The following is a 20490-nucleotide window of genomic DNA, read 5'->3' as shown; positions in this document are numbered from 1 at the left end:
CTGTTTTGCGGGGCCCAATCAGGGAGGGGGTATGGCCACCTACAGACCGGAGTGGGAATCGCTCGAATCGCACTCGATACCGACGTGGTTCAAGGACTCGAAGTTCGGCGTCTACTTCCACTGGGGCCCCTACTCGGTGCCCGCCCACCACAACGAGTGGTACCCGCGCAACATGTATCGCGAGGGGTCCGACGCGAACGAGCACCACACCCGGACGTACGGCGACCCGTCCGAACACGGCTACAGGGAGTTCATCCCGGAGTTCACCGGCGAGGCGTTCGACGCCGAACGCTGGGTCGATCTCTGCGAGGAGGCCGGTGCCGAGTACGTCGGCGTCACCGCCATGCACCACGACGGCTTCGCCCTGTGGGACTCGGATATCACCGAGTGGAACGCAGTCGAGATGGGCCCCGAACGGGACATCGTCGGCGAGCTCGCCGAGGCGGTCCGCGACCGGGAGATGAAGTTCGTCGCCGCGTTCCACCACGCCTTCCGCTGGTGGTACTTCCCCCGCGAGGAGGGCTACGACACGATGGATCCCGAGTACGCGGGTCTCTACGGTGATCCCCACGAGGAGGGGGAGGAGCCACCGGAGGAGTACTACGAGGAGTGGCGGGACCTCACGAACGAGGTCGTCGACGAGTACCGGCCCGACCTCATCTGGTTCGACTTCGCGTGGGGGTTCCAGCCGTTCCTCGAACACGACGAGTACCGTCGGCAGGTGGTCTCACACTACTACAACGAGGCCGAGAAGTGGGGCAAGGAGGTCGACGTCGCGCACAAGCGACAGCTCCCGCCCGGCGTCGGGGTCGTCGACCACGAGCGCTCGCGTCGGGAGGACCTCTCGATCCAGAGCTGGCTCACCGACACCTCCGTCGACCGCGAGTCGTGGGGGTACGTCGAGGACGCGGACTTCAAGTCGGCCGAGACCCTGGTCACCGGGTTCGTCGACCGTCTCAGCAAGAACGGGAACACGCTCCTGAACGTCGGCCCACGCCCGGACGGAACGGTGCCCGACGAACCGGCTGAACTGCTCCGGGAGCTGGGCGACTGGTTCGAGACGAACGGCGAGTCGGTTTTCGGCGCACGGCCAGGGTGGGTTCCCGGTGAGGGACCGACCGAGGTCACGTCGACGGAGTTCGAGGAGGCCTCGAGCGTCTCGTTCACACCGGAGGACAAGCGGTTCCTCCGGAACGGGGAGACCTACTACGTCGCCCTGCTCGACTGGCCCGAGGACGGCGAGGTCACGATCGAGACGCCGCTCCATCGGATCGTCTCCGAGGGGAACCACTCCCAGCCCGCGATCGAACGGATCGATCTCGTTGGCGGACCGAGCGATCTGAACTGGCACGTCGCCGACCAGCCGAGCGACGAGATACCGTTCGACCGGGGCGATCAGACGCTATCCGTGGACCTGCCATCCGACGTCGACCTGGACCACGCGTACGTGCTGCGCCTCTCGCTGGCGTCGAACTCGAAGACCTGAGCGAGCCGCGTTGCTGCCACCGCGACCGAAGCCGACCGGGACGGTCCGACCGCGACGCTCTGTACCGAGCGACGGAACCGACCCAACCGCTACATTTATACAGGCTCCTCGTGCTGCTTTAGCTGAATGGCACCCGACTCCACGGAAAGCGAAGCGACGAAACGATTCAGGGAGCGAGACCTGAGATACGACGACGAGAACGAGTTCGACGAGCAGTTCAGCTCCTCGCCCGCTGTGGGGTTAGGGGAGGAATCGGGCGTGAGCCGTCGCGATCCCTCCAGCGTCGTTCGGGTCGGGTCGACCTACTACGTCTGGTACACCAAGATGGAGGGGTCCCCCGAGGTCGGCATCGATTCGGCCACCGACGAGCTGCCGGCGACGTCGTGGGATCTCGCCGATATCTGGTACGCGACGTCCGAGGACGGGCACTGCTGGACCGAGCGGGGAAAAGCCGTCGAACGCGGCGGACTGGGATTCGACCAACGAAGCGTCTTCACTCCCGATATCCTGGTCGAGAGCGGTCGATACCATCTCTTCTATCAGGCGATCCCCGATCACCGATACCAGTCCACCCGGAACGTCGTCGCGATGGCGTCCGCCGATTCGCCCGACGGACCCTGGGAGAAAAAGTCCGAACCGGTCCTGGAGGCGGGGAAGGGGCCGACCGAGTGGGACCGACGGGTGCTCAAGAACCACGATCCCGGGCCGCTGAAGCTCGACGACACGTACCTCCTCTATTACAAGGGGGAAGGAACCCCGGAGACGAAGGGACAGCCGAGCCAGTGGCGACGCCAGTGGGGGGTCGCGCTGGCCGACGACCCCGAGGGCCCGTACGAGAAGTCGGAGCTGAACCCGGTAACGAACAGCGGTCACGAAACGCACGTGTGGCGACACGACGGGGGCGTGGCTGCACTCCTCACTCGTGACGGGCCCGAAAAGAACACGATCCAGTTCGCACCCGACGGGCTGAACTTCACGCCGAAAGCGAACGTCCAGTCCCCGCCGATCGCGGGCGGTCCGTACCGGCCGGAGTTCGCGGACGGGGAAGACGTGGAGCAGATGACGTGGGGGCTCGCCCATCGGGCGTGGAAGACCTGGCCGCACATCGTTCGGTTCGATTGTTGAGATCACACGTCGCTTCTCCGGCCGAAGCGTGTCTCCGAATCCGACGAAATATCGAAAGCTCGACCGAGACGTAGCGCGGTCGTCCAGTCGAGAACCGGCAGTCGGGGAACCGTCAGTCTGTGTGGTTCGGCGACTCGCTCGCGCTCGACTACGCGGCGTCGCGGGCGTACTGCTCCAGCCCCTCGAAGACCATCCCGTGGCCGGGAGCGTTCGGTGGGACGAACCCACCGTCTTCGAGTTCGAGCGGTGACTCGACGACCTCGTTGAGAACGGTCGAGTGGTGTTCGACGAACGGAACGTTCTCGAACGGCGCGGCGAGGTGGACGTGTACTGGCTCGACGTAGTGGGGCGACACCGGCGTGTTCCACAGATCGGCCGTCTCCGCGACGGTCAGCCACGGGGTGATTCCCCCGACGCGACTCACGTCCGGCTGGAGGAAGTCGGCCGCGTCCTGGGCGAGCACCTGTTTGAACTGTGTCGTGTTGTACCCGTTCTCGCCCAGCGCGATGGGGACGTCGACCTTGCTCCGCAGATCGGCGTAGGCACTGTAGTCCCCCTTCAGGAGCGGTTCTTCGAGCCAATCGATGGACGTGTCGAGTTCGTTGGTGAACCGGCGTGCGTCGGCGACCGTGAACGAGCAGTTGGCGTCGACGAACAGATCCCGGTCCTCCGGAAGCTCCTCGCGGACGGCACGGATGCGACGTGCGTCCTCGGCGTGACCACGGCCGATCTTCATCTTCATCCCCGAGAACCCCTCGTCGGCGACGCGCCGTGCGTTCTCACGGAGCTCCGCTTCGCTGAACTGGATCCACCCCCCGTTCGTCTCGTAGGCGGGGACGCGTCGCTGCGTTCCGCCCAGAAGACCGTACAGCGGCTGGTCGGTCTCCTTGCCCTTCGCGTCCCACAGCGCCGTATCGACGGCGGCGATGGCGAACTCCGAGATTCCCTCTCGGCCGACGAACGTCGTCTCTGACCTGAGGTCGGCGTACACTTGCCGGGGAGCCACGGGTGCACCTTCCAATCGAGGCACGAGAACGTCGTCGAGGAACTCCTTGACGGTCGATCCTCCTCGGCCGATGGTGTACGTGAAGCCGACACCGCGATGCCCTCCGGACGTCTCGACGTGGGCCGTGACGAGTTCGAGCTCGTCGAACGTCTGCGTCGCGTCCTCGAGTGCTTCGTCGTTCGGGATACCGTACAGCCCCGTCTCGACGGCTGTGATCGTGGATATATCGTCCATAAGTACGTGGTACGGACATCTCGTGGATTGATAAACGTTGCTGTCTCCGTCGCGCGTCCTCTGCGCCAGAGGCTCTCCACCGGCTGGTTTGCCGGCTGTTCGGCGGTTCGCGATACGCACTCCGGACGAACGCGGGGGACGGTTCACAGAACACTTATAGGTCTCATCGACGAGAAACGGAGTATGACCCTGGAGGAGTTCGTCGACGGGTTCGAAACCCGGGACTGGCAGACGGTGACGGACGGGACGGTCCGGCTGGCCGTCATCGGCCTCGGCTGGTGGACGATCGATTACGCGATTCCCGCGACCGTCGACGCCGAGCTGTGTGAAACCACCGTTGCCGTGAGTGGCTCCAAACGGAAGGCCCGACGGATCGCCGACGACTCGGCGACCATCGAACACGGCATCACGTACGACGAGTTCCACGACGGCGTTGCCGCCGACGCCTACGACGCTGTGTACGTCTGCTCCCCGAACGCCCTGCATCTCCCGTTCGTCGAGACGGCTGCGGGACTCGACAAGGCGATTCTCTGTGAGAAGCCGATCGAAGCCAGCGTCGACCGTGCTCGGGAGGTGGTCGACGTCTGTGTGAGTGCCGACGTACCGCTCGCGATCGACTACCGCATGCACACCGAACCCGCGATCCGTCGGGCACGGGAGCTGGTGCGCGCCGGGTTCATCGGCGATCCGGTCCACGCGATCGGAACGAACTCGGACAGCATGGACGATCTCGGCGACGAACCGGATCGGTGGCGCCTCGATCCGGACCTGGTCGGGTCCGGTGTGACGGTGACCGACATCGGGATCTATCCCCTCAACACGACGAGGTTCCTGCTCGATGCGGATCCGATCGCGATCCAGTCCGTGATGCACTCGGAGCACGGGGCGTTCGAGGAGGTTCCGGACGAACACACTGCCTACACCACGACGTTCGAGGACGGCACGTATCTCGCGTGCACAGCCAGCTCGAACGCCCACACGACGACGAGCTTGCGCCTCGTTGGCACTGAGGGGGAGGTGTTCGTCGAGCCTGCGTACCACATGGAGACGGAGATCAGGCTCACACGGCAGGACAAGACGATTGCACTCGACACGCCCCAGGTGAATCAGATGGTCGAGATCTTCGATTACTTCGCCGATCGTGTCATGTCGGCGTCCCCCATCGGGCCGAGCGGCGACCACGGCTTGCTGGATATGCGGGCGATCGAGGCGATCTACGAAGCCGGTGAGACGGGGCAGACGGTTCACCTGAACTGACGAGCTTGTGGCCTCGACCGGTCAGCGTGACTCTGGGACGACGTTTGGCCGAAGGGTCGTGTGAGATTCGATTCCGCGCGGATACGGTTCCGAAAGGTCCCACGAGGCGGGAGGGGCGTCTGCTATCGAACACTGGGAAACGCTGGCTCATCGTCGTCATCGGTCATTGCGGCTGTCACGGTCCGACCGCACGACCAGCGTCGGGACACCGGCCGAGAGGTACTGAACCGGCGGCCAGAGGGTGGTGTGTGCTGAGCTAGTGGTTTTTATGTCTGCGACGAGAGCACAGAACTGAGGCAACCAGACGGCCGAAACGCCTCACACAGACACATGAAGTCAATCGTACAAACTGGGCCCAAGGACGTGGACGTGACAGAGCGGCAAATGCCTGACCCAGACGACGACCAAGTGGTGATCAAGGTCCACTCGACCGGGGTGTGTGGAAGCGATGTGCACGCGTTCCAGTATCACAACGGCTTCGAATGGGTCGCCCTCCCGAGGATCATGGGTCACGAGTACTCCGGCGAGATCACCGCCATCGGCGGCGACGTAAGCCAGTTCTCGGTCGGTGACCGGGTGGTCGAGGACCCGACACGACGATGTGGTGTCTGTTTTCAATGCCGAAACGGTCAGGAGAACGTCTGTCAGGACTTCTCGATCAAGGGTATGCATCGCGACGGATCCTACGCCGAGTTCACGTGCGCGGCGGCGACGAACCTCCATCTCGTCCCGGACGACGTTCCGCTCCAGCACGCAGCGATCGCCGAACCGCTCAGTGTCGCGGCACGGGCCGTCTTGACGCGATCGGCTCTCACTGCAGGAGACACCGCCCTCGTAGAGGGGCCGGGTCCCATCGGACTGCTGACCGCTGCGATCGCCGACTCGATGGGAGCGTCCGTACTTCTCTCCGGGCTCGAGCCCGACGCGGACTACCGGCTGCCGCTGGCGAACGACCTCGGGATCGAAACGATCGACCTCGGTCGACGGGAGCTGGACAGCGCCGCATCGGCGTTCACCGACGATATCGGATTCGATGTGGTGTTCGACGCCACCGGTCATCGATCCGGGGTAGAGATCGCCGCCGAACAGGTGCGAAAGGGCGGGCAGATCCTGATCGTCGGGATACCCGGCGAACCGAGTGGCATCAAGATGGCACCCGTCGTTCGCGGTGAAATCGATATCGATACCTCCTACGGATCGCTGTGGCAGAACTTCCGCCAAGCCCTGTCGCTGATCGAGGAGTCCGTCATCGAACCGGAGCAGATCATCGATACGTCCTTTTCGATCGACGACCCCGAGACAGCGTTCACCACGTTCCTCGAGGCCCAGACCACCAAGCCAGTCTTCACGTTTCCTGAGTAGTGCCGTCGCCGGCAGATCGCTCGTTCGGTCTGTGGGGAGTCGTGGGACCGAGCCGTCGGTTGTTTGCTCGACAAACTGTTCACCGACAGCCACCGATCCTCGTGTCGGCGGCTACCGAAGTGGCCCACGACATCCAGTGATTCGGGAGGATTGGGACAGATACAGCAATGATGGGGGATCACACAGTATTACTTCGATACTGTCTGCTGATTGCTTGGAAGGCACTCTCGAATGGAGGCGTATCAGATCTGTCCTACTGCATAACACTAATAGCGCTGTTATGGACACATTCCAGCATTGCTGTACTGAACTGGCTGTTCCCGTTCCAGCACTTCGTACGCTCGCATGTTCAGCGGCAACACTGGACGTTCATCACACAGTATCGATAGGGCGACCTTTAGACGTGAATCGCAGGTTGCGGCGGAAGAGGACGGGGGTGTGACGAGCAAGCGGTTCGTGTTCTCACCGCCAACCTCGGCGTGTTTGCACACGCCAGAGGTCACATCGAGCGCGGGACTGCTCGCCGACGTCACCGAATCACCTCACGGCGTCAGCGCGTGTCACTTCGTGACACGAGATACTGTCTCGCCTCTGCACTCTGGCCCATGCGTCACGCGTCGAGCACTCCAGCGAGAGTCACCCAGCGTCAGTTGGGGATCTGCCAGACACTTACAACCGGCCGCGGTCGAACCGTTAGAGGAGTTCGATCCGAAAAACATCACGAACGAGCGCTCCGGTGGATTTATGCTGAAGTACTGCGAGTGGTTCGAACATGATACGAGGATTAGTAGTTGCTGAAAAGACTGACGAACATCGGGATCTCCTCCGGGAGGCGGGGGAGCAGGCGTTGGGCGCGGATGCAGAACTCGTTCTCCTGCAGGTAGTGACCAGAACGGAGTACGAGGCCGATAGCGAGACGCTCGCTCTGATCGGTTCGGTCGAAAACGTGAGCTACGATAGCCAGACCGTCCTCAACGCCGCTGCAAACGATCTCCAAGAGATGGCGAACGACACTCTCCCGGAGGCTGTGGACGTGGAGGCTATCGCCGTAGCGTCGGACGACGACGAGGTCGCCGGTACCGTGCTCGACGTTGCGGCCGACCGGGACTGTGATCACGTCTTCATGCTCGGCCGACATCGATCGCCGACTGGGAAGGCGCTGTTCGGTGACGTTGCTCAGGAAGTCGTTCTCGGCTTCGATGGATATGTCACCCTGAACACCAGCTGAGTGAAGGCGTCTGCTCACGATCACGGCCGACTCAACGGGTCCGATATCTCCGAACCTCCAGCAGTCGAAGATTGGGTCCACTGAGCCGGCGGCCAGCGGTTTCGTATCGAGATCACACTCTCAGTAGATCACTCTGATCTTCGGGAGGGGCCCGGTTCCGGATCGCCTCTCCAGTCACCTGATCGAACACGTGCAGTTTGTCATCCGGGAATTTGACACGAACCGATCGCTGGTTTTGAACTGCCCGTTCGCCATCGACTGTGACCACCAGTTCCGTGTCGTCGAATGTGACGTAGACGTGGGTTACATCGCCGAGCGGTTCGACCACGTTGATTTCACACCGGACAGCATCGTCTACGTGGTCTCGAGCGATTTCGATATCGCTCGGACGGATTCCCACTGTCACCTCTTCTGGCGCATCCGTGAGATCGGCTCGAAGGTCCTCCGACATGCTGTGAGATCCCCCTCCATACTCGAGCGACCGATCGGAGACCGTACAGTCGACGAAGTTCATGCTCGGCGAACCGATAAAACCAGCGACAAATCGGTTCTTGGGCATATGATAGCACTCCAGCGGCGTGCCGTGCTGCTGAAGCTTCCCGTCGTTGAGTATCGCGATAGAATCGCCGATAGTCATTGCCTCTGTCTGATCGTGCGTGACGTAGACGGTGGTCGTCTCCAGTTTTTCCTGTAGTTCCTGGATTTCCGTACGCATCGTCGTCCGCAGTTTCGCGTCCAGATTGCTGAGAGGTTCGTCCATCAGAAACACCTCTGGATCACGAACGATCGCTCTGCCAAGGGCCACTCGCTGCTGTTGTCCGCCGGAAAGTTCGCCCGGTTTCTTTTGCGAGAGGCTCTCGATCCCCATCATCTCGGCTACATCCGTGACCCTTGTCTCGATCTCCTCAGCGGACAGGTCTGTGTTCATCCTCAGTCCGAAACTCATGTTCTCCCTGGCCGTCATGTGGGGATAGAGCGCGTAATCCTGAAACACCATCGCGATGTTTCGAGATTGTGGTGGCTTGCCAACCAACGACTCGGCATCGAGACTGATGTTTCCCTCGGAGGGTCTCTCTAGGCCACCAACGCAACGAAGGGTGGTTGTTTTTCCGCAGCCGGACGGCCCAACCAGCACGAGAAAGTCACCGTCAGCTACCTCGATGCTGATGTCGTCGGCGGCGGTGATCTCGTTTCCGTCATTCTCGAATCGCTTGGTGAGTCCACTGATCTGTAGTGCGCCCATCTTCGTCCAAAGTACTCCTTCTCTCGTACAAAAGTGTTGTTACAACATCCCGTGGCGACATAAGTGAACTGGCCGCATTTGATCACACGCTCGCTAAGACGGAGTTATGGCCCGGTCCTCAGCGTGTCTGGGCGTGATCAGCGAGGGCTATCCTTTGGCCTGCATGTTGAGACTTCGGAGGAACTGGTTTCTGAAGAGGACGAACACGATGATGGTCGGGATAACTGAGATCCCGACACCGGCCATCATCTTCGACCAGTCGGTTCCGTATGCCCCTCTGTAGTTGAGCAGTCCTGCTGGCAGCGTTCGCAGCCCGTCGGAACTGATGAAGGTGAACGCATACAGGAACTCGTTCCACAGGATGACGAACTGGAAGATGAACACGGCGGATATCGCGGGGACCGCGAGCGGTAGATAGATCCTGTAGAAGGTCTGGAAGTCCGAACACCCGTCGAGCTGTGCTGCCTCGGCGAGCGAGGCCGGGATACCGACGAAGAACTGTCTGAGCAGGAAGATGGAGAACGGGAGCGCACTCGCCACGTAGACCAGAACGAGACTCAGGTGGGTGTCGATCAGTCCCGCCCAGCTGAGCATGACGAACCGGGGGATGAACAACACCTGCGTCGGGATCATGAATCCCGCGAGCACCAACGAGACGACCACGTACTTCCCTCGGAACTCGAATCGGACGATGGCGTACGCCGCCAGGGTGGAGCAAACGAGGATCAACAGGAGGCTCACACCCACGACGAGAATGCTGTTGACCATGTACTGTGAGAACCCACCTTGGGTCCACGCCGTCACGTACTTCCCGAGAGTGATGGATTCCGGAAGCTCGTAGGATCGAGTGAAGATTCCCGAAGAGGATTTCACGCTGTTCATGAAGAAGATGAGCACGGGGACGACGAAGATCGCCACGATACCGAACATCGCGAGGTGAAGAGCAGCGCTTCTGATACCGATCGTTTCGGAACGGACCTCCCGTACGAGTTCCCGAGTCCGCGAGGCGACACTCATCACGCCTCACTCCCGGCACCGGTGAGTTTCAGGTTGACGAACGTGAACACCAGGATGAGTGAGAAGAGAAGAACCGTGGCGGCGGCCGCTTGGCCGAAGCTGTTGATGGAGAACGCCACCTTGTAGATCCACGTGAGCAGTACCTCCGTGGCTCGTCCGGGGCCACCTTCCGTCATGACCCAGAACAGTCCGAACTGACGGATCGCGTTGATCGTGGTGAGGGTGGTCACGAGAACGGCCGACTGCTTCAGCTGGGGGAGTGTCACGTAGAGGAATATCTGTAACCGATTGGCACCGTCCATGGCCGCTGCTTCGTAGTATTTCTCGTCGATGCTGGAGAGTCCAACCAGCCAGATGACGACCCAGAACCCGAACCACCACCAGTTCGTGACGAAGATCACGGACAGCAAGGCGAGGCCGGGATCGCCAAGCCAGATCGGTTGCCAATCGATGCCGAGCGCAGCGATGATCGCGTTGATCGCACCGAGTTCCGGGTTCAGCAGAAGCGACCAGATGAGTGCGACGGCGACCGACATGAGCGACATCGGGAGCAGGATCGCCGTCTGGAAGAGCGGCTGGAGTCGTCTGTGAGCCTTCCGTAGCGCCATCGCGAGCAGTAACGCTCCGACAGTGTGAGCCACCAGGTTCACACCGAGAATGACGATGTTGTGCCACAGCGACGTGTAGAAGACGTCGCTACTGAACACGGATTCGAAGTTGGCGAGGCCAACGTACTGCTGTTCGATCCCACCTCCCCAAGAGTTGAAGCTGAGCCACAAGACGAACAGGACTGGGAGGAGCACGAGCGGTATGTAGAAAACGAGTGCGGGGAAAAGATAGATCCACTGTTTGTACGAATTCTTCACCGAACGCAGGCCGTCGACTATGCTCGCATCTGCTGTCGCCATTGTACCCGGGCGACCGGTACTCGGACGAGGTATATAAGCGTTCGTTATGGAACAACGTGCGACACGCCGACTCCGTTCCCGTAACGATCTACCCAGCGGGATCGAACCGCCGATCGCCCCCGATCGGACGACGCGGTCGGTTTCGGTACGGTCTCAGGAGTACTCTTCCAGGTCGTCCTGTCTGGCGGATTCGACGGTGTCCATGATCTTCTGTGGGTCCGTTCCCGAGAACAGATCACCGACTCCCGCGACGAACGCCTCCCACGATCTCGGTAGGAAGGCACCCGACGCGATCGGGTACGTGGTACTCGCTTCGTTCAGTTGGTCGATGACCGTCTGCTGGACCTTCTGTTCCTCGTTGAGGTCGGACCACGCGTCGACACGAGCGACCGGGACACCACCTTCGCTGAAGAACGCGTGCTGGTTGTTCTGGTTGAAGAAGTGCTTCAGAAACGCTATCGATTCGTCCATGTTGCCACGCTCTTCGATGCTCTGCTTGTTCAGGGCCATGACGTTGCCAGTGGCACCGTAACGCTCGTCTTTCCCGTCTTGGTACGCGTCGGGATAGTACGGATGCCAGAAGTATCCCATCTTCTCGTGAATCTCGGGGGCGTCCTCGCCGATCATCCGATCGATCTGACTGGGCATCCAACTGCCCTGTGAGTAGAAGGCGGCATCGCCGTTATAAAAGAGGTTCACCGACTGTGGACGGGTGATGGCCGTCACGGACTCGTTGATCAACCCATCGTCGTACAGACGCTGATACTTCCGCATCGCTTCGACGAACGGTTCCTCGTTGAGTTTCCTGTCGTTTCTTCCCAGCAGCGTCTGCGTCATCGTCTGCGCACCCACCTGCTTGAACAGCGAATCGGCGACCCAGATGCCGATGAGGTCCATGTTCTTGTTCCCACCCATCACGATCGGCGTGTATCCGGCGTCTTTCGCCTGCTGAAGAACGTCCCGGAACTCCTGCCACGTCATGTCCGACCGGCGCTTCACCTTCGACTCGTCGATACCGATATCGGCCAGTACGTCCCTGTTGTACCAGTAACACCAGCCGAAGACGTCGATCGGGAGACCGTAGAGGGCCCCGTCCTGGGACTGCCAGGACAGAATGTCCTCGCCTTCGTACCGACAGGTGCGAGTCCCGGCGAACTCGTCCACGAAGCTCTGTTCGAGATGCTCGCTGAGATCGACCGGCACGCCGCGGGCGACGTACTTTCCGAGCTCTCCAGGCCCGGGCCCTTTGCCCCACATGTCCGGGGCGTTGGACGTGCCGAGTGCCGTCGAGAACTGCTGCCAGTAGTTCGCCGGCGGTATCTGCGTCAGCTCGACTGTCGCGCCGTTTTCTTCCTCGAACCGGTCGATGATGCCGTTGAAAACTTCGGTCTCGGAGCCGTAGTGGGTCAGCAGCCTGACCTTCTGCTGGCCGGAGTCGCCACCGCTCGAACCGGTGTCGTTGCCGGCAGCGTCCTGCCCCGTGCCGTTGCTGTTTGAGCCCTGACCGCTGCTTCCACTGTCTGCACATCCAGCGAGGAAGAGAGCCGAGGCGGAACCAGATATCTCGAGCGCTTTACGTCTATCGATATCCGTGGTATAGTCAGACATCACCACACGTCCTGTTTCGATACCTAAATACCTTTCCATAAATTAAAACGTCCGCGTTTCTCTGGTGCCGGTCGTGCGGAAGGTGCCCTCGTGGGGATGGTCGACTTCGACGATCATCTCGTTGTGCTCGACCTGCGGGTCGGCGGCGGCCTCTTCGAAGTCGTTGACGCGGGCCGTCATACTCCTCAGCGCTCGGGAAGCGGGAGATCGTGGTCGGGACCGTAGGCGCGGACTTCGAACAGTTCGACCCACGGGACGCCGTTCGTCGCCTCGACGACAACCCGGAAGCGGTCGGTTTCGACGGGCTCGAACGAGTGGCGTCTGAAGCGCTGGTAGTTGTCCGTCTCTCGTACCACTGTCTCCCACTCGTCGTCGCGTTCGACCTCGACGCGGTAGTCACGGACGGTTTCGGGTTCGGCGCGTGCCTCCTCGCCGTAAATATTGAACCACTCGTTGAGACGGGTGTTGCAGGCGAATTGGACGGTACTCACCGTCCGGGTCTCGTCCCACGCGAACTCGACCCACTCGGCTTCGGTCGCCACCGCCCCGTCGGCGTTTCCGCCCGCGGGTTCGAACGGTGCTGAGATCCAACTGTGGCCCAGCCCGCACGGCCGCGAATAGCCGTCGACGACGTTCTCGGCCGCGAACAGCGGCGTCGCCGACGCTGGCGTCGTCCGGAAACACGGCACCCAGTCGAACGGTGCCATCTCGTGCTGGTCGGGCTGGCCCCAGAATGCGGACTGTTCGGGGAGTCCATCGATACTGTGGGAGTGGTGTTCGACCTCAGGGAAGGCCATAACGCCGGTCAATTCGCGCTCCCTGGAGTGGACACGGACGCCGTCCGGGTTCCGGAGGACGAGGAACACGCCTTGTTCCTCGCCCACGTCGTGATTCACCGGAATCTCCACCCACGACGGATCGTCGACGGAAACGGCGACCGTCGTCTCGCCGATGTGGTGGTTGGGAACCGTGTTCTCCGGTCTGTTCTCGTCGTACACTTCGACGACGACGTCGAGCGTGTCGCCGTCGACGACGCCGGGGTCCGCGTCCAGCAGCAATTCGATCGACTCGAGTTCCCCAGCATGTGCGAGGTGAAAGCCGATGTCCGTGTCTCCGTCGAGCGTGACGGTCGTTTCGGGGTCGGTCAGCGAACTCGGCTGTGCGGACGACGCAACAACGGTCGCATCACGTGCGAGGTCCGTCGGGTCGCGGTTCGGCACGTCGACGACCCACTGGTCGTTTCGGAGGAGTGTCTGCTGGAGTTCGTCGGTACCGCTCTCGCTGCTGGCGAGTTCCGCAGGGGTCTCGCTACGGTGTCGGCAGAGCGCCGCCGCAGTCCCGACAGCCTGCCCCACGGTGGCGAGCGTCATCTGGACGCGGAGCGTGCCGAAGGCGACGTGGCTCGCACTGACGTGGCGTCCGGCCAGAAACACGTTGTCGAGGTCGCGCGCGTACAGACTCCGGTAAGGAAACGTGTAGGGGCCGTCGATGTGGTAGTGCTGGGACCCGCGACCCTGGTCGTCGTAGATGCCGGACGGTGGGTGTAGATCGATCGACCAGCCACCGTGTCCGACGCGGTCCTCGAATCGACGTTGTGTCACGACGTCGTGTTCGGTGAGTACGTGGTCGCCCATCACCCTGCGGGACTCGCGTTTCCCAGGGACCTTCCCGACCCATTCCAGTTGCAGGTTCGCAACCTCCTCTTCGGGAAACTCGCCGCTGTTTTTGATGTAGTCCCAGATACCGTAGACGGTCGCCCACAGTTCGTCGCGGATCTCGTCGTTGTCGGTGATCGGGTCGAGGTCTTCGTCGCCGCCGTACTCGATCCACCAGTAACACTCGTCGCGTTGCTGGGGGTCGGTGCGCTCGGCGATTATTCCTGGTGGATTCTCTTTGAACTCATGTGCGAACGTGGGTGGTTCGTACGCGACTGGCTCGTCAGCAACCTTCGAGGAAAACATGATGCTCGACCCGAGGGTTCGGCGATCGGGCTGTGATGGGGCCGCACGTTCGTCGTACGCCGCCTCGCTCTCGCGGCCTTGGATCCACTCCGCGCCCGCTTTGTCCGCGAGTACACCGTCGCCGGTGGCGTCCACGAACTGTGGGCCCCGGAACTCGATCGTCCGCTCGGACATGAGCTGGTGGCCGGTCACGGACGTGACTTCGTCGTCGTCCGTGGTCAGGTCCGTGACGATCGTGTTGAGATAGCACTCGAGGTTTGCCTCGGCGCGGACAGCATCGACAAGCACCGCGTCCCAGGCGTCGGGACTGCCAGCCGGGTTGTCGTGCTTGTTTCGCTGCAATAGCTCTTCTATGATTCCGCTCTCCCGTGCGTAGCGGTTGTTGTTCCCGCCGGTAGCGCCGTTGATCCAGACGCGTACTTCACTGCTCGCGTTGCCGCCCAAGACCGGTCGGTCGTTGATCAAGACGGTCTCGCACCCGAGGCGGGCCGCGGCGAGTGCGGCACACGTCCCGGCCATACCACCGCCGACGACGGTCACGTCTGCCGATACAGTTTCCTTCGCTGTCATAGCGGATCAAACCCGACGTACTGTTTAACTCCTTCGGGAATGAACGCTGCATGGGTAGCGGTCGATGCTCGAAACCGCGTTCTCGACCGCGAAGCGACCGCTCGGGTCCGCCGTGCAGTCGTGGGTGTGGTATCGGGATCAGCAGTTATTTCCATAGATTCCACCGGGAGAGACCGCTCGCCGGGAATGGTCTCGGGAGAAAAACTCCGAACACCACTGCTGATCCCTATCGCTGCGTTTGACAGGTTTTGCCGTCGGCTACGGACGACTTCGATCACCCATCTCCAACCGCGGTGAGCACCGATGGGTGACCAATCGGATCTATTTCAGATAGCACACTCCTCGATTACGAGCGTTGTTCAACAGTCGAACCGGACGATGTGAGGCCACGTCCCCCATGGTTCGTGCGAGAGCCCCCACGACATCCGTTCGATATCTTCGCCGTCAGCCACTTCTGGCCGGTATGGACCACCCGCGATCGGCGGGTCACGAATATTCGCCTTTGGAACGAAATTCAGCCCATCGGAGGCGTATTGGATCGTGTTTTTCTCCGGACCATCACGAGTGATCAGGGCGGCTACGCCGTCTCCGTGTCGCCACACGTGTGTCTCGTGGCCGCTGTTCGTCACCGGATTCAGCTCCGACTTTTCGTATGGTCCACTGGGGTCATCCGCGACTGCGACTCCCCACTGGGGCCGTCTCTGGTTCGATTGGCCTTCAGTTACGACGGTCCCTTTGTAGTAGAGGAGATACTGACCATCCAGTTTCAGAGGCCCTGGGTCGTGGTTTTTCTGGGCTTGTCGATCCCACTTGCTCGGCCCCTCGCCTGCTTCCAAGATCGGCTCAGACTCTTTCTCCCACGGGCCGTCAGGGGACTCCGCGGAAGCCATCGCAACGACGTTTTGGGTCGATCGATAGTAGTGGTCCGATATCGCTTGGTAGAACAGGTAGTATCGATCGTTCGCTACCAGAATATCGGGTGTGAACACGCTCCGTTCGTCGAACTCCAGTCCGCCGCGTTCGACGGCTTTTCCCTGTTCGGTCCAGCAGTGCCCGTCCTCGGAGGTCGCATACCAGACATCTGCGAGGTCCCACGTCCGTGCCGGTAGTTCCTCGGTGGCGTGTTCGATGCCGACGCTTGGGCCCTCCACCTTGGTGTACCAGACGTAGTAGGTCGACCCGACCCGAACGACGCTGGATGGGTCGCGGCGGCTCACACCCTCTTCTTCCCCCAACCCAATCGCAGGCGAATAACTGAACTGCCTGTTGAATTCGTTTTCCTCGTCGTATTTGAGATCTCGTTCTCTGAACCGTCTCATCGCTTCGCTTTCTGCGGTCTCTGACGACATCTACCTCCAAAAATTCGCAATAGGCTTATCAACTATTTGGTTCAACGCAACGGTTTCGCCGGACGGACTCACCGGGTGATACTGTCGGTCAGAAGTGATCGAGAACCACAGACCCGAACATCCACCACCTGCGATGGGTTCTCGGGCCGTCGATGTTCACGTACTTCTGACCGACAGTATGAGTCGGTGCCCGAAGAGGTTGCTTCAACCACTTGCTTTCGAGCGGTTGTCGCTGCCGAGAGCACGTTTACCCAAGGCTGTGGATCTCCCGACTGGCCGGTGATACAGGGATCCCCCCTCGTGCGGCCAAACAAGGTTCATAGGGACTGTTGGGCTGTGTACCGGTATTCACCGACCCCGTACGTGGAAGCGACCGGGGTTCCAGTGGTTGCTCGACTACGGTGTTCGTGAGCGTACCGATACCTTCGATCTCGGCTTCGGTCGTCCGTCCGGGTTCGAGTACCTCTACCGGATCACGGAAGATCCCGACGCCGCCGGGGGTGCCAGTCGATATCACGTCGCCTGGCCGGAGAGTCATCGTCTCGCTGATGTACGAGACGAGTTCCCCGACGTCGAAGATGAACTGCTCGGTGTTTGAGGACGCTTGTACCGTCAGTATAGCGAACGAACTGCATCACCCTTCTCTGGGGAACCATCCGAGTTAAACTTTTTATAACACTCTCCGCTAGAGTAGCGAGAAACCTGTCTGGTAGAGTTCCGTCGGTCACTCATCGACGGCTGTCCGGGTAGTCCTTCGGTCGTCCGTCACACGAGCGGGGTCGCAGTTGCCTCCCGACGGCCGACGGACGTCTTCACCGACCGTATTCGACCGGGCATCCGGATTCGAACGCTCAGATCAGCACCTTCCAAACATATCGAACTAGCCGGATTCGGCTGAACCAGCACATCTATGTACCCATCGTTACTGGGTGGTGTATGCCACCCTTGACGAATCCAACGACCTCGAAGTACAGCCAGTTCGTCGACGACATGCTGGGCGGAGTCGGCTGGCGTGACCTGCAGATGGACGGAAGCAGACGGGACGACGAGCGTGACATCGAGATAACCGACGTCCGCTGCGTCGTGATCGAGGGGAACTTCCCGTGGAACCTCATCAAAGTCGAGACCAGTGCCGGAGAGTACGGCCTCGGGGAGGCGTTCCCCGGACCGGCCTCCGAGTACATCGAGTTCCTCCGTCCCGGTCTCGTCGGTCAGAACCCCTTCGACATCGACCGACTCACCGAGCACATGACCCAGCTCCTCTCGGGTCTCGGTGGCTCGCTCGGCTACTCCCAGGCAGCGGTCAGCGGGATCGAAACCGCGCTGTTCGACGTGGTCGGGAAGCTCGTCGACCTCCCCGCCTACCAGCTGATGGGGGGAAAGTACCGCGATGCCGTTCGCATCTACTGCGATTGTCACGCCGGTGAGGCGCTCGCGGAGTCGTCCGACGCCGACCCACGGGAGATCTACTCCCCGGCGTCGTACGCGGACGCCGCCCGCGAGGTGATCGACGAGGGGTTCGACGCGCTCAAGTTCGACCTCGACGTGCGGATCGAGGACGCCGACACGGCCACCCGCCGGCTCTCGAACGACGCGGTCGAGCACAAACTCGCCATCGTCGAGGCGGTCCGCGAGGAGATCGGTGCCGACCCGGCGCTCGCGTTCGACCTCCACTGGAACTTCTCGGTCGAGACCGCGGAGCGCATCGCTCGCGGCCTCGAGGAGTACGACCTCGCGTGGCTCGAAGATCCCGTCCCACCCGAGGGCGTCGACTCCCATCGGAAGGTGACGGCGGCGGCGAGCACCCCGATCCTCGCCGGCGAGAACCTCACCCGGGTCGAGGGGTTCCTGCCGTTCCTCACCGAGCAGGCGGTCGACATCATCGCTCCCGACCTCCAGAAGGCGGGCGGACTCCTCGAATTCCGGAAGATCGCCACGGTCGCCGACGCGTTCGACATGCCGGTAGCGCCCCACAACATCTCCAGTCCCGTCGGGACGATGGCGAGCGTCCACGCCTGTGCAACCGTCCCGAACGCCTTCGCGCTCGAGTGGCACGCCCGCGAGGTGGAGTGGTGGGACGACCTGCTCGTCCGAGAGGAACCGCTCATCGAGGACGGCGAGATAGCGGTGCCCGAGGCACCGGGACTGGGGATCGAGCTCGACACCGAGGTGGCCGCGGAGCACACCGCTCCCGGCGAGGAGATGTTCGAACTGTAACCGAACGTGCTGTGAAGTATCGGGTCGATACTTCTTTGTTTATCCCGTTGAGGGTTCGGCGAATCACCCAAAAACCGTACACAGACCGTTCGGGAGTCTTTCGTTCGTCTCTGTCGGAGGGAGAACAGCCAGATAGAGGGAAATCGCCAAGCGGATTTTTTGCCGTCGAAGGTCGTCGTTTGTTTCGATATAATGGGCTGGTTCCAGACAAGAAATCCGATATTCACCGCTCCGGTGGCTGTTCCACGATTTGAAGCCGTCGGCTGTCCGATCCCCGTCTGCCGAACGCGGATCGGGCGTCGCCTCGTCTCGTGGGTCGAGATCGAGATGGTCGAGTAGGCTCCGCCGACTCGGTTCCGTGTGTTGGAGGTCGATTTCGGCGGTGCCACTGCCCGCGTCCGCTCGACTGGATACCGTGACACGACGGGGAGTGGGTACAGCCGTACGGTGCGATCGCGGACCGTGGCTCCGTCCTCGTTCGTGTCGCCGAGAGAGCAAATCGGATCACGTTAGATGAATCTGCTCGATTTGGTCATCGCCTCGCGGTTCCGCCGTCACGGGGACGAAGGCCGGTGTGTGGAGTGTAGTCGTGGAGCCTGATCGAGCGTGTCCCGACGTCACGGCCGTTCCACCGGAGAGGGCTGTGAGACGTTCAGATCCGATACATCCCGAGGAAGGCGACCGCACCGCCCGCGCTGACGACCGCGACGAGCGGGAACGCCGCGCCGAGGCCGAACCGTTCGGCGGCGACGCCGAACAGCAGGGGTCCGAGTGCACCGCCGAGCGATCCCGCCGTCAACATCACGCCGAAGAGGCTCCCGCTGAACCCGCGCTCGGAGTACTGGGAGGTGATCGCGTTCATCGCGGGCAGGGCGGCCCACATCGCGACGCCGAGGAGGAAAAACCATCCGAACAGCACGATCGGGACCAGCGGAACGATCGCGGTCAGACCCAATGCAACTGTGGAGACCGCGAGCGCACCGAACCCGAGGGCCCGCCGGTCCATGCTATCGGCGAGGGAGCCGGCGGCGAGCGAGGAAACACCAGCGCCGACGAGCAGCACGAAGAAGATCGCGTTGGCGACGCCGGCGGTCGTGCCCGCCTGCTCGACGAGGAACGACGTCGCGAACGTCCGGACTGCCCCGAGTTCCGTGGCGATTGCGAGGTTGGCGAGGAACAGCACCGCGACCCAGGGTTCGAGCGGCACCGAGATCAGGTCGGCGAGACCGGCCAGCCGTCCGCTGGCCCCCTCGGTCGTCTGCGAGGCGGTCCGTTCGTCGGTTCCGCCGTCGGGTTCGACCGGAGCATCGCCGTCCGAGCGACTCTCGGGTTGGAAGACGGCCAGAAACACCACCGCGTAGACGACCCCGACGCCCGCGCTGACCGTGAGCGCGAGCCGCCAGTCGAACAGCGCGGCGAGACCACCGACGAGCGCCGGGGCGAGAGCGGTGCCGACGACCCCGCCGAGTCCGTGAATGCCCATCGCCTTGCCCTCGGTGGCCCCGCTCTCCAGATCGCTGATGATCGACATCCCCGATGGGTGGTAGGTGCTGCCGCCGATGCCGGCGATCACCTCGGCGACGACGAGGGTCCAGTACCCCTGTGCGCTCGCCGCGACGAGGATGCCGGCCGCGAGCACGATCATCCCGCCCGCGAGGAGCCACCGTTGGCCGATCCGATCCGCGAGCATGCCCGCGGGCAACTGAAAGATCGAGTAGGTGGCGAAGAAGACGGTCAGCAGCGCTCCGGCCTCCCCGTAGGTGATCGCGAAGTCGTTCACCAACAGCGGCAGGATCGGCGGGAGCGCGACGCTGTAGAACTCGTTGACGGCGTGGGCGACCGTGATGAGCCACACCTCACGGGGATTCGACACCGAAACCAGACGTGAGGTGAACGATCGCGACATACGACTGCTCCGG

The 20490-nt window shown here is 62.0% G+C and carries 15 protein-coding genes and 1 pseudogene; 6 read left to right on the top strand and 10 right to left on the bottom strand.

The genetic code is table 11. From position 1 onward, the window contains the following. Positions 1-31 precede the first annotated feature (31 nt). Together TX76_RS14380 and TX76_RS14375 are read left to right on the top strand one after the other, a co-directional pair. A complete protein-coding gene (locus TX76_RS14380; protein ID WP_049903338.1) occupies positions 32-1486 on the top strand; it encodes an alpha-L-fucosidase in 1455 nt (484 codons plus the stop codon). Positions 1487-1612: 126 nt separating this feature from the next. Continuing rightward, complete coding sequence (locus TX76_RS14375; RefSeq protein WP_049903337.1) at positions 1613-2611, top strand: glycoside hydrolase family 117 protein; 999 nt, start codon at positions 1613-1615, stop codon at positions 2609-2611. A gap of 148 nt (positions 2612-2759) precedes the next feature. Here the strand turns inward: TX76_RS14375 and TX76_RS14370 are convergent, their stop codons facing one another. Continuing rightward, on the bottom strand, positions 2760-3851 hold the full coding sequence (locus TX76_RS14370) for a mandelate racemase/muconate lactonizing enzyme family protein (protein WP_049903335.1): 1092 nt from the start codon (positions 3849-3851) through the stop codon (positions 2760-2762). 183 nt (positions 3852-4034) lie between these two features. Between TX76_RS14370 and gfo6 the strand changes: the two genes are divergently transcribed. From gfo6 to TX76_RS14355, 3 genes are all read left to right on the top strand, one after another. Further along, positions 4035-5108: a D-xylose 1-dehydrogenase Gfo6 gene (gene gfo6 / locus TX76_RS14365; RefSeq protein WP_049903334.1), complete on the top strand. Its 1074-nt coding sequence runs from the start codon at positions 4035-4037 to the stop codon at positions 5106-5108. Positions 5109-5438: 330 nt separating this feature from the next. After that, complete coding sequence (locus TX76_RS14360; RefSeq protein ID WP_049903331.1) at positions 5439-6470, top strand: zinc-dependent alcohol dehydrogenase; 1032 nt, start codon at positions 5439-5441, stop codon at positions 6468-6470. Between the two features lie 772 nt (positions 6471-7242). After that, complete coding sequence (locus TX76_RS14355; protein ID WP_049903330.1) at positions 7243-7698, top strand: universal stress protein; 456 nt, start codon at positions 7243-7245, stop codon at positions 7696-7698. Positions 7699-7810: 112 nt separating this feature from the next. On the opposite strand, the gene TX76_RS14350 is transcribed toward TX76_RS14355, so the two are convergent. From TX76_RS14350 to TX76_RS18680, 8 genes and pseudogenes are all read right to left on the bottom strand, one after another. Continuing rightward, positions 7811-8941 (bottom strand): ABC transporter ATP-binding protein, encoded by a 1131-nt coding sequence (locus tag TX76_RS14350; RefSeq protein ID WP_049903328.1) that lies wholly within the window; start codon positions 8939-8941, stop codon positions 7811-7813. A 147-nt stretch (positions 8942-9088) separates the two neighbouring features. After that, positions 9089-9871, bottom strand: a complete 783-nt coding sequence (locus TX76_RS14345) for a carbohydrate ABC transporter permease (RefSeq protein ID WP_195156073.1) — start codon at positions 9869-9871, stop codon at positions 9089-9091. An 86-nt stretch (positions 9872-9957) separates the two neighbouring features. Continuing rightward, positions 9958-10866 carry a carbohydrate ABC transporter permease gene (locus TX76_RS14340; RefSeq protein WP_049903323.1) on the bottom strand — a complete coding sequence of 303 codons (909 nt, stop codon included), beginning with the start codon at positions 10864-10866 and terminating at the stop codon, positions 9958-9960. 153 nt (positions 10867-11019) lie between these two features. Next, positions 11020-12474, bottom strand: a complete 1455-nt coding sequence (locus TX76_RS14335; RefSeq protein ID WP_049903322.1) for an ABC transporter substrate-binding protein — start codon at positions 12472-12474, stop codon at positions 11020-11022. Positions 12475-12516: 42 nt separating this feature from the next. Next, positions 12517-12654 (bottom strand): CoA transferase, encoded by a 138-nt coding sequence (locus TX76_RS17715; protein WP_154019095.1) that lies wholly within the window; start codon positions 12652-12654, stop codon positions 12517-12519. Positions 12655-12659: 5 nt separating this feature from the next. After that, complete coding sequence (locus tag TX76_RS14330) at positions 12660-15005, bottom strand: FAD-dependent oxidoreductase (RefSeq protein ID WP_049903320.1); 2346 nt, start codon at positions 15003-15005, stop codon at positions 12660-12662. A 359-nt stretch (positions 15006-15364) separates the two neighbouring features. Further along, positions 15365-16354 carry a glycoside hydrolase family 117 protein gene (locus TX76_RS14325; protein ID WP_049903317.1) on the bottom strand — a complete coding sequence of 330 codons (990 nt, stop codon included), beginning with the start codon at positions 16352-16354 and terminating at the stop codon, positions 15365-15367. A 388-nt stretch (positions 16355-16742) separates the two neighbouring features. Beyond that, a pseudogene (locus TX76_RS18680) lies at positions 16743-16952 on the bottom strand (fumarylacetoacetate hydrolase family protein); the annotation flags it as partial. A gap of 392 nt (positions 16953-17344) precedes the next feature. Between TX76_RS18680 and TX76_RS14315 the strand changes: the two are divergent. Beyond that, positions 17345-18571, top strand: coding sequence for a mandelate racemase/muconate lactonizing enzyme family protein (locus TX76_RS14315; RefSeq protein WP_049903350.1), 1227 nt, complete (start codon positions 17345-17347; stop codon positions 18569-18571). A gap of 652 nt (positions 18572-19223) precedes the next feature. On the opposite strand, the gene TX76_RS14310 is transcribed toward TX76_RS14315, so the two are convergent. Beyond that, positions 19224-20477: an MFS transporter gene (locus TX76_RS14310; RefSeq protein WP_049903313.1), complete on the bottom strand. Its 1254-nt coding sequence runs from the start codon at positions 20475-20477 to the stop codon at positions 19224-19226. Positions 20478-20490 lie beyond the last annotated feature (13 nt).

Origin of the sequence: Halococcus agarilyticus (genome assembly GCF_000334895.1) — an archaeon.
Taxonomy (GTDB): domain Archaea; phylum Halobacteriota; class Halobacteria; order Halobacteriales; family Halococcaceae; genus Halococcus; species Halococcus agarilyticus.
The sequence above is the reverse complement of the archived record's forward strand: the minus strand, read 5'-3'. Positions and strand labels throughout refer to the sequence as shown.

Coding starts and splice junctions, on each gene's coding strand:
- TX76_RS14380 (WP_049903338.1), top strand. CDS start 32: ATGGCCACCTACAGACCGGAGTGGGAATCGCTCGAATCGCACTCGATA.
- TX76_RS14375 (WP_049903337.1), top strand. CDS start 1,613: ATGGCACCCGACTCCACGGAAAGCGAAGCGACGAAACGATTCAGGGAG.
- TX76_RS14370 (WP_049903335.1), bottom strand. CDS start 3,851: ATGGACGATATATCCACGATCACAGCCGTCGAGACGGGGCTGTACGGT.
- gfo6 (WP_049903334.1), top strand. CDS start 4,035: ATGACCCTGGAGGAGTTCGTCGACGGGTTCGAAACCCGGGACTGGCAG.
- TX76_RS14360 (WP_049903331.1), top strand. CDS start 5,439: ATGAAGTCAATCGTACAAACTGGGCCCAAGGACGTGGACGTGACAGAG.
- TX76_RS14355 (WP_049903330.1), top strand. CDS start 7,243: ATGATACGAGGATTAGTAGTTGCTGAAAAGACTGACGAACATCGGGAT.
- TX76_RS14350 (WP_049903328.1), bottom strand. CDS start 8,941: ATGGGCGCACTACAGATCAGTGGACTCACCAAGCGATTCGAGAATGAC.
- TX76_RS14345 (WP_195156073.1), bottom strand. CDS start 9,871: ATGTTCGGTATCGTGGCGATCTTCGTCGTCCCCGTGCTCATCTTCTTC.
- TX76_RS14340 (WP_049903323.1), bottom strand. CDS start 10,866: ATGGCGACAGCAGATGCGAGCATAGTCGACGGCCTGCGTTCGGTGAAG.
- TX76_RS14335 (WP_049903322.1), bottom strand. CDS start 12,474: ATGTCTGACTATACCACGGATATCGATAGACGTAAAGCGCTCGAGATA.
- TX76_RS17715 (WP_154019095.1), bottom strand. CDS start 12,654: ATGACGGCCCGCGTCAACGACTTCGAAGAGGCCGCCGCCGACCCGCAG.
- TX76_RS14330 (WP_049903320.1), bottom strand. CDS start 15,005: ATGACAGCGAAGGAAACTGTATCGGCAGACGTGACCGTCGTCGGCGGT.
- TX76_RS14325 (WP_049903317.1), bottom strand. CDS start 16,354: ATGTCGTCAGAGACCGCAGAAAGCGAAGCGATGAGACGGTTCAGAGAA.
- TX76_RS14315 (WP_049903350.1), top strand. CDS start 17,345: ATGCTGGGCGGAGTCGGCTGGCGTGACCTGCAGATGGACGGAAGCAGA.
- TX76_RS14310 (WP_049903313.1), bottom strand. CDS start 20,477: ATGTCGCGATCGTTCACCTCACGTCTGGTTTCGGTGTCGAATCCCCGT.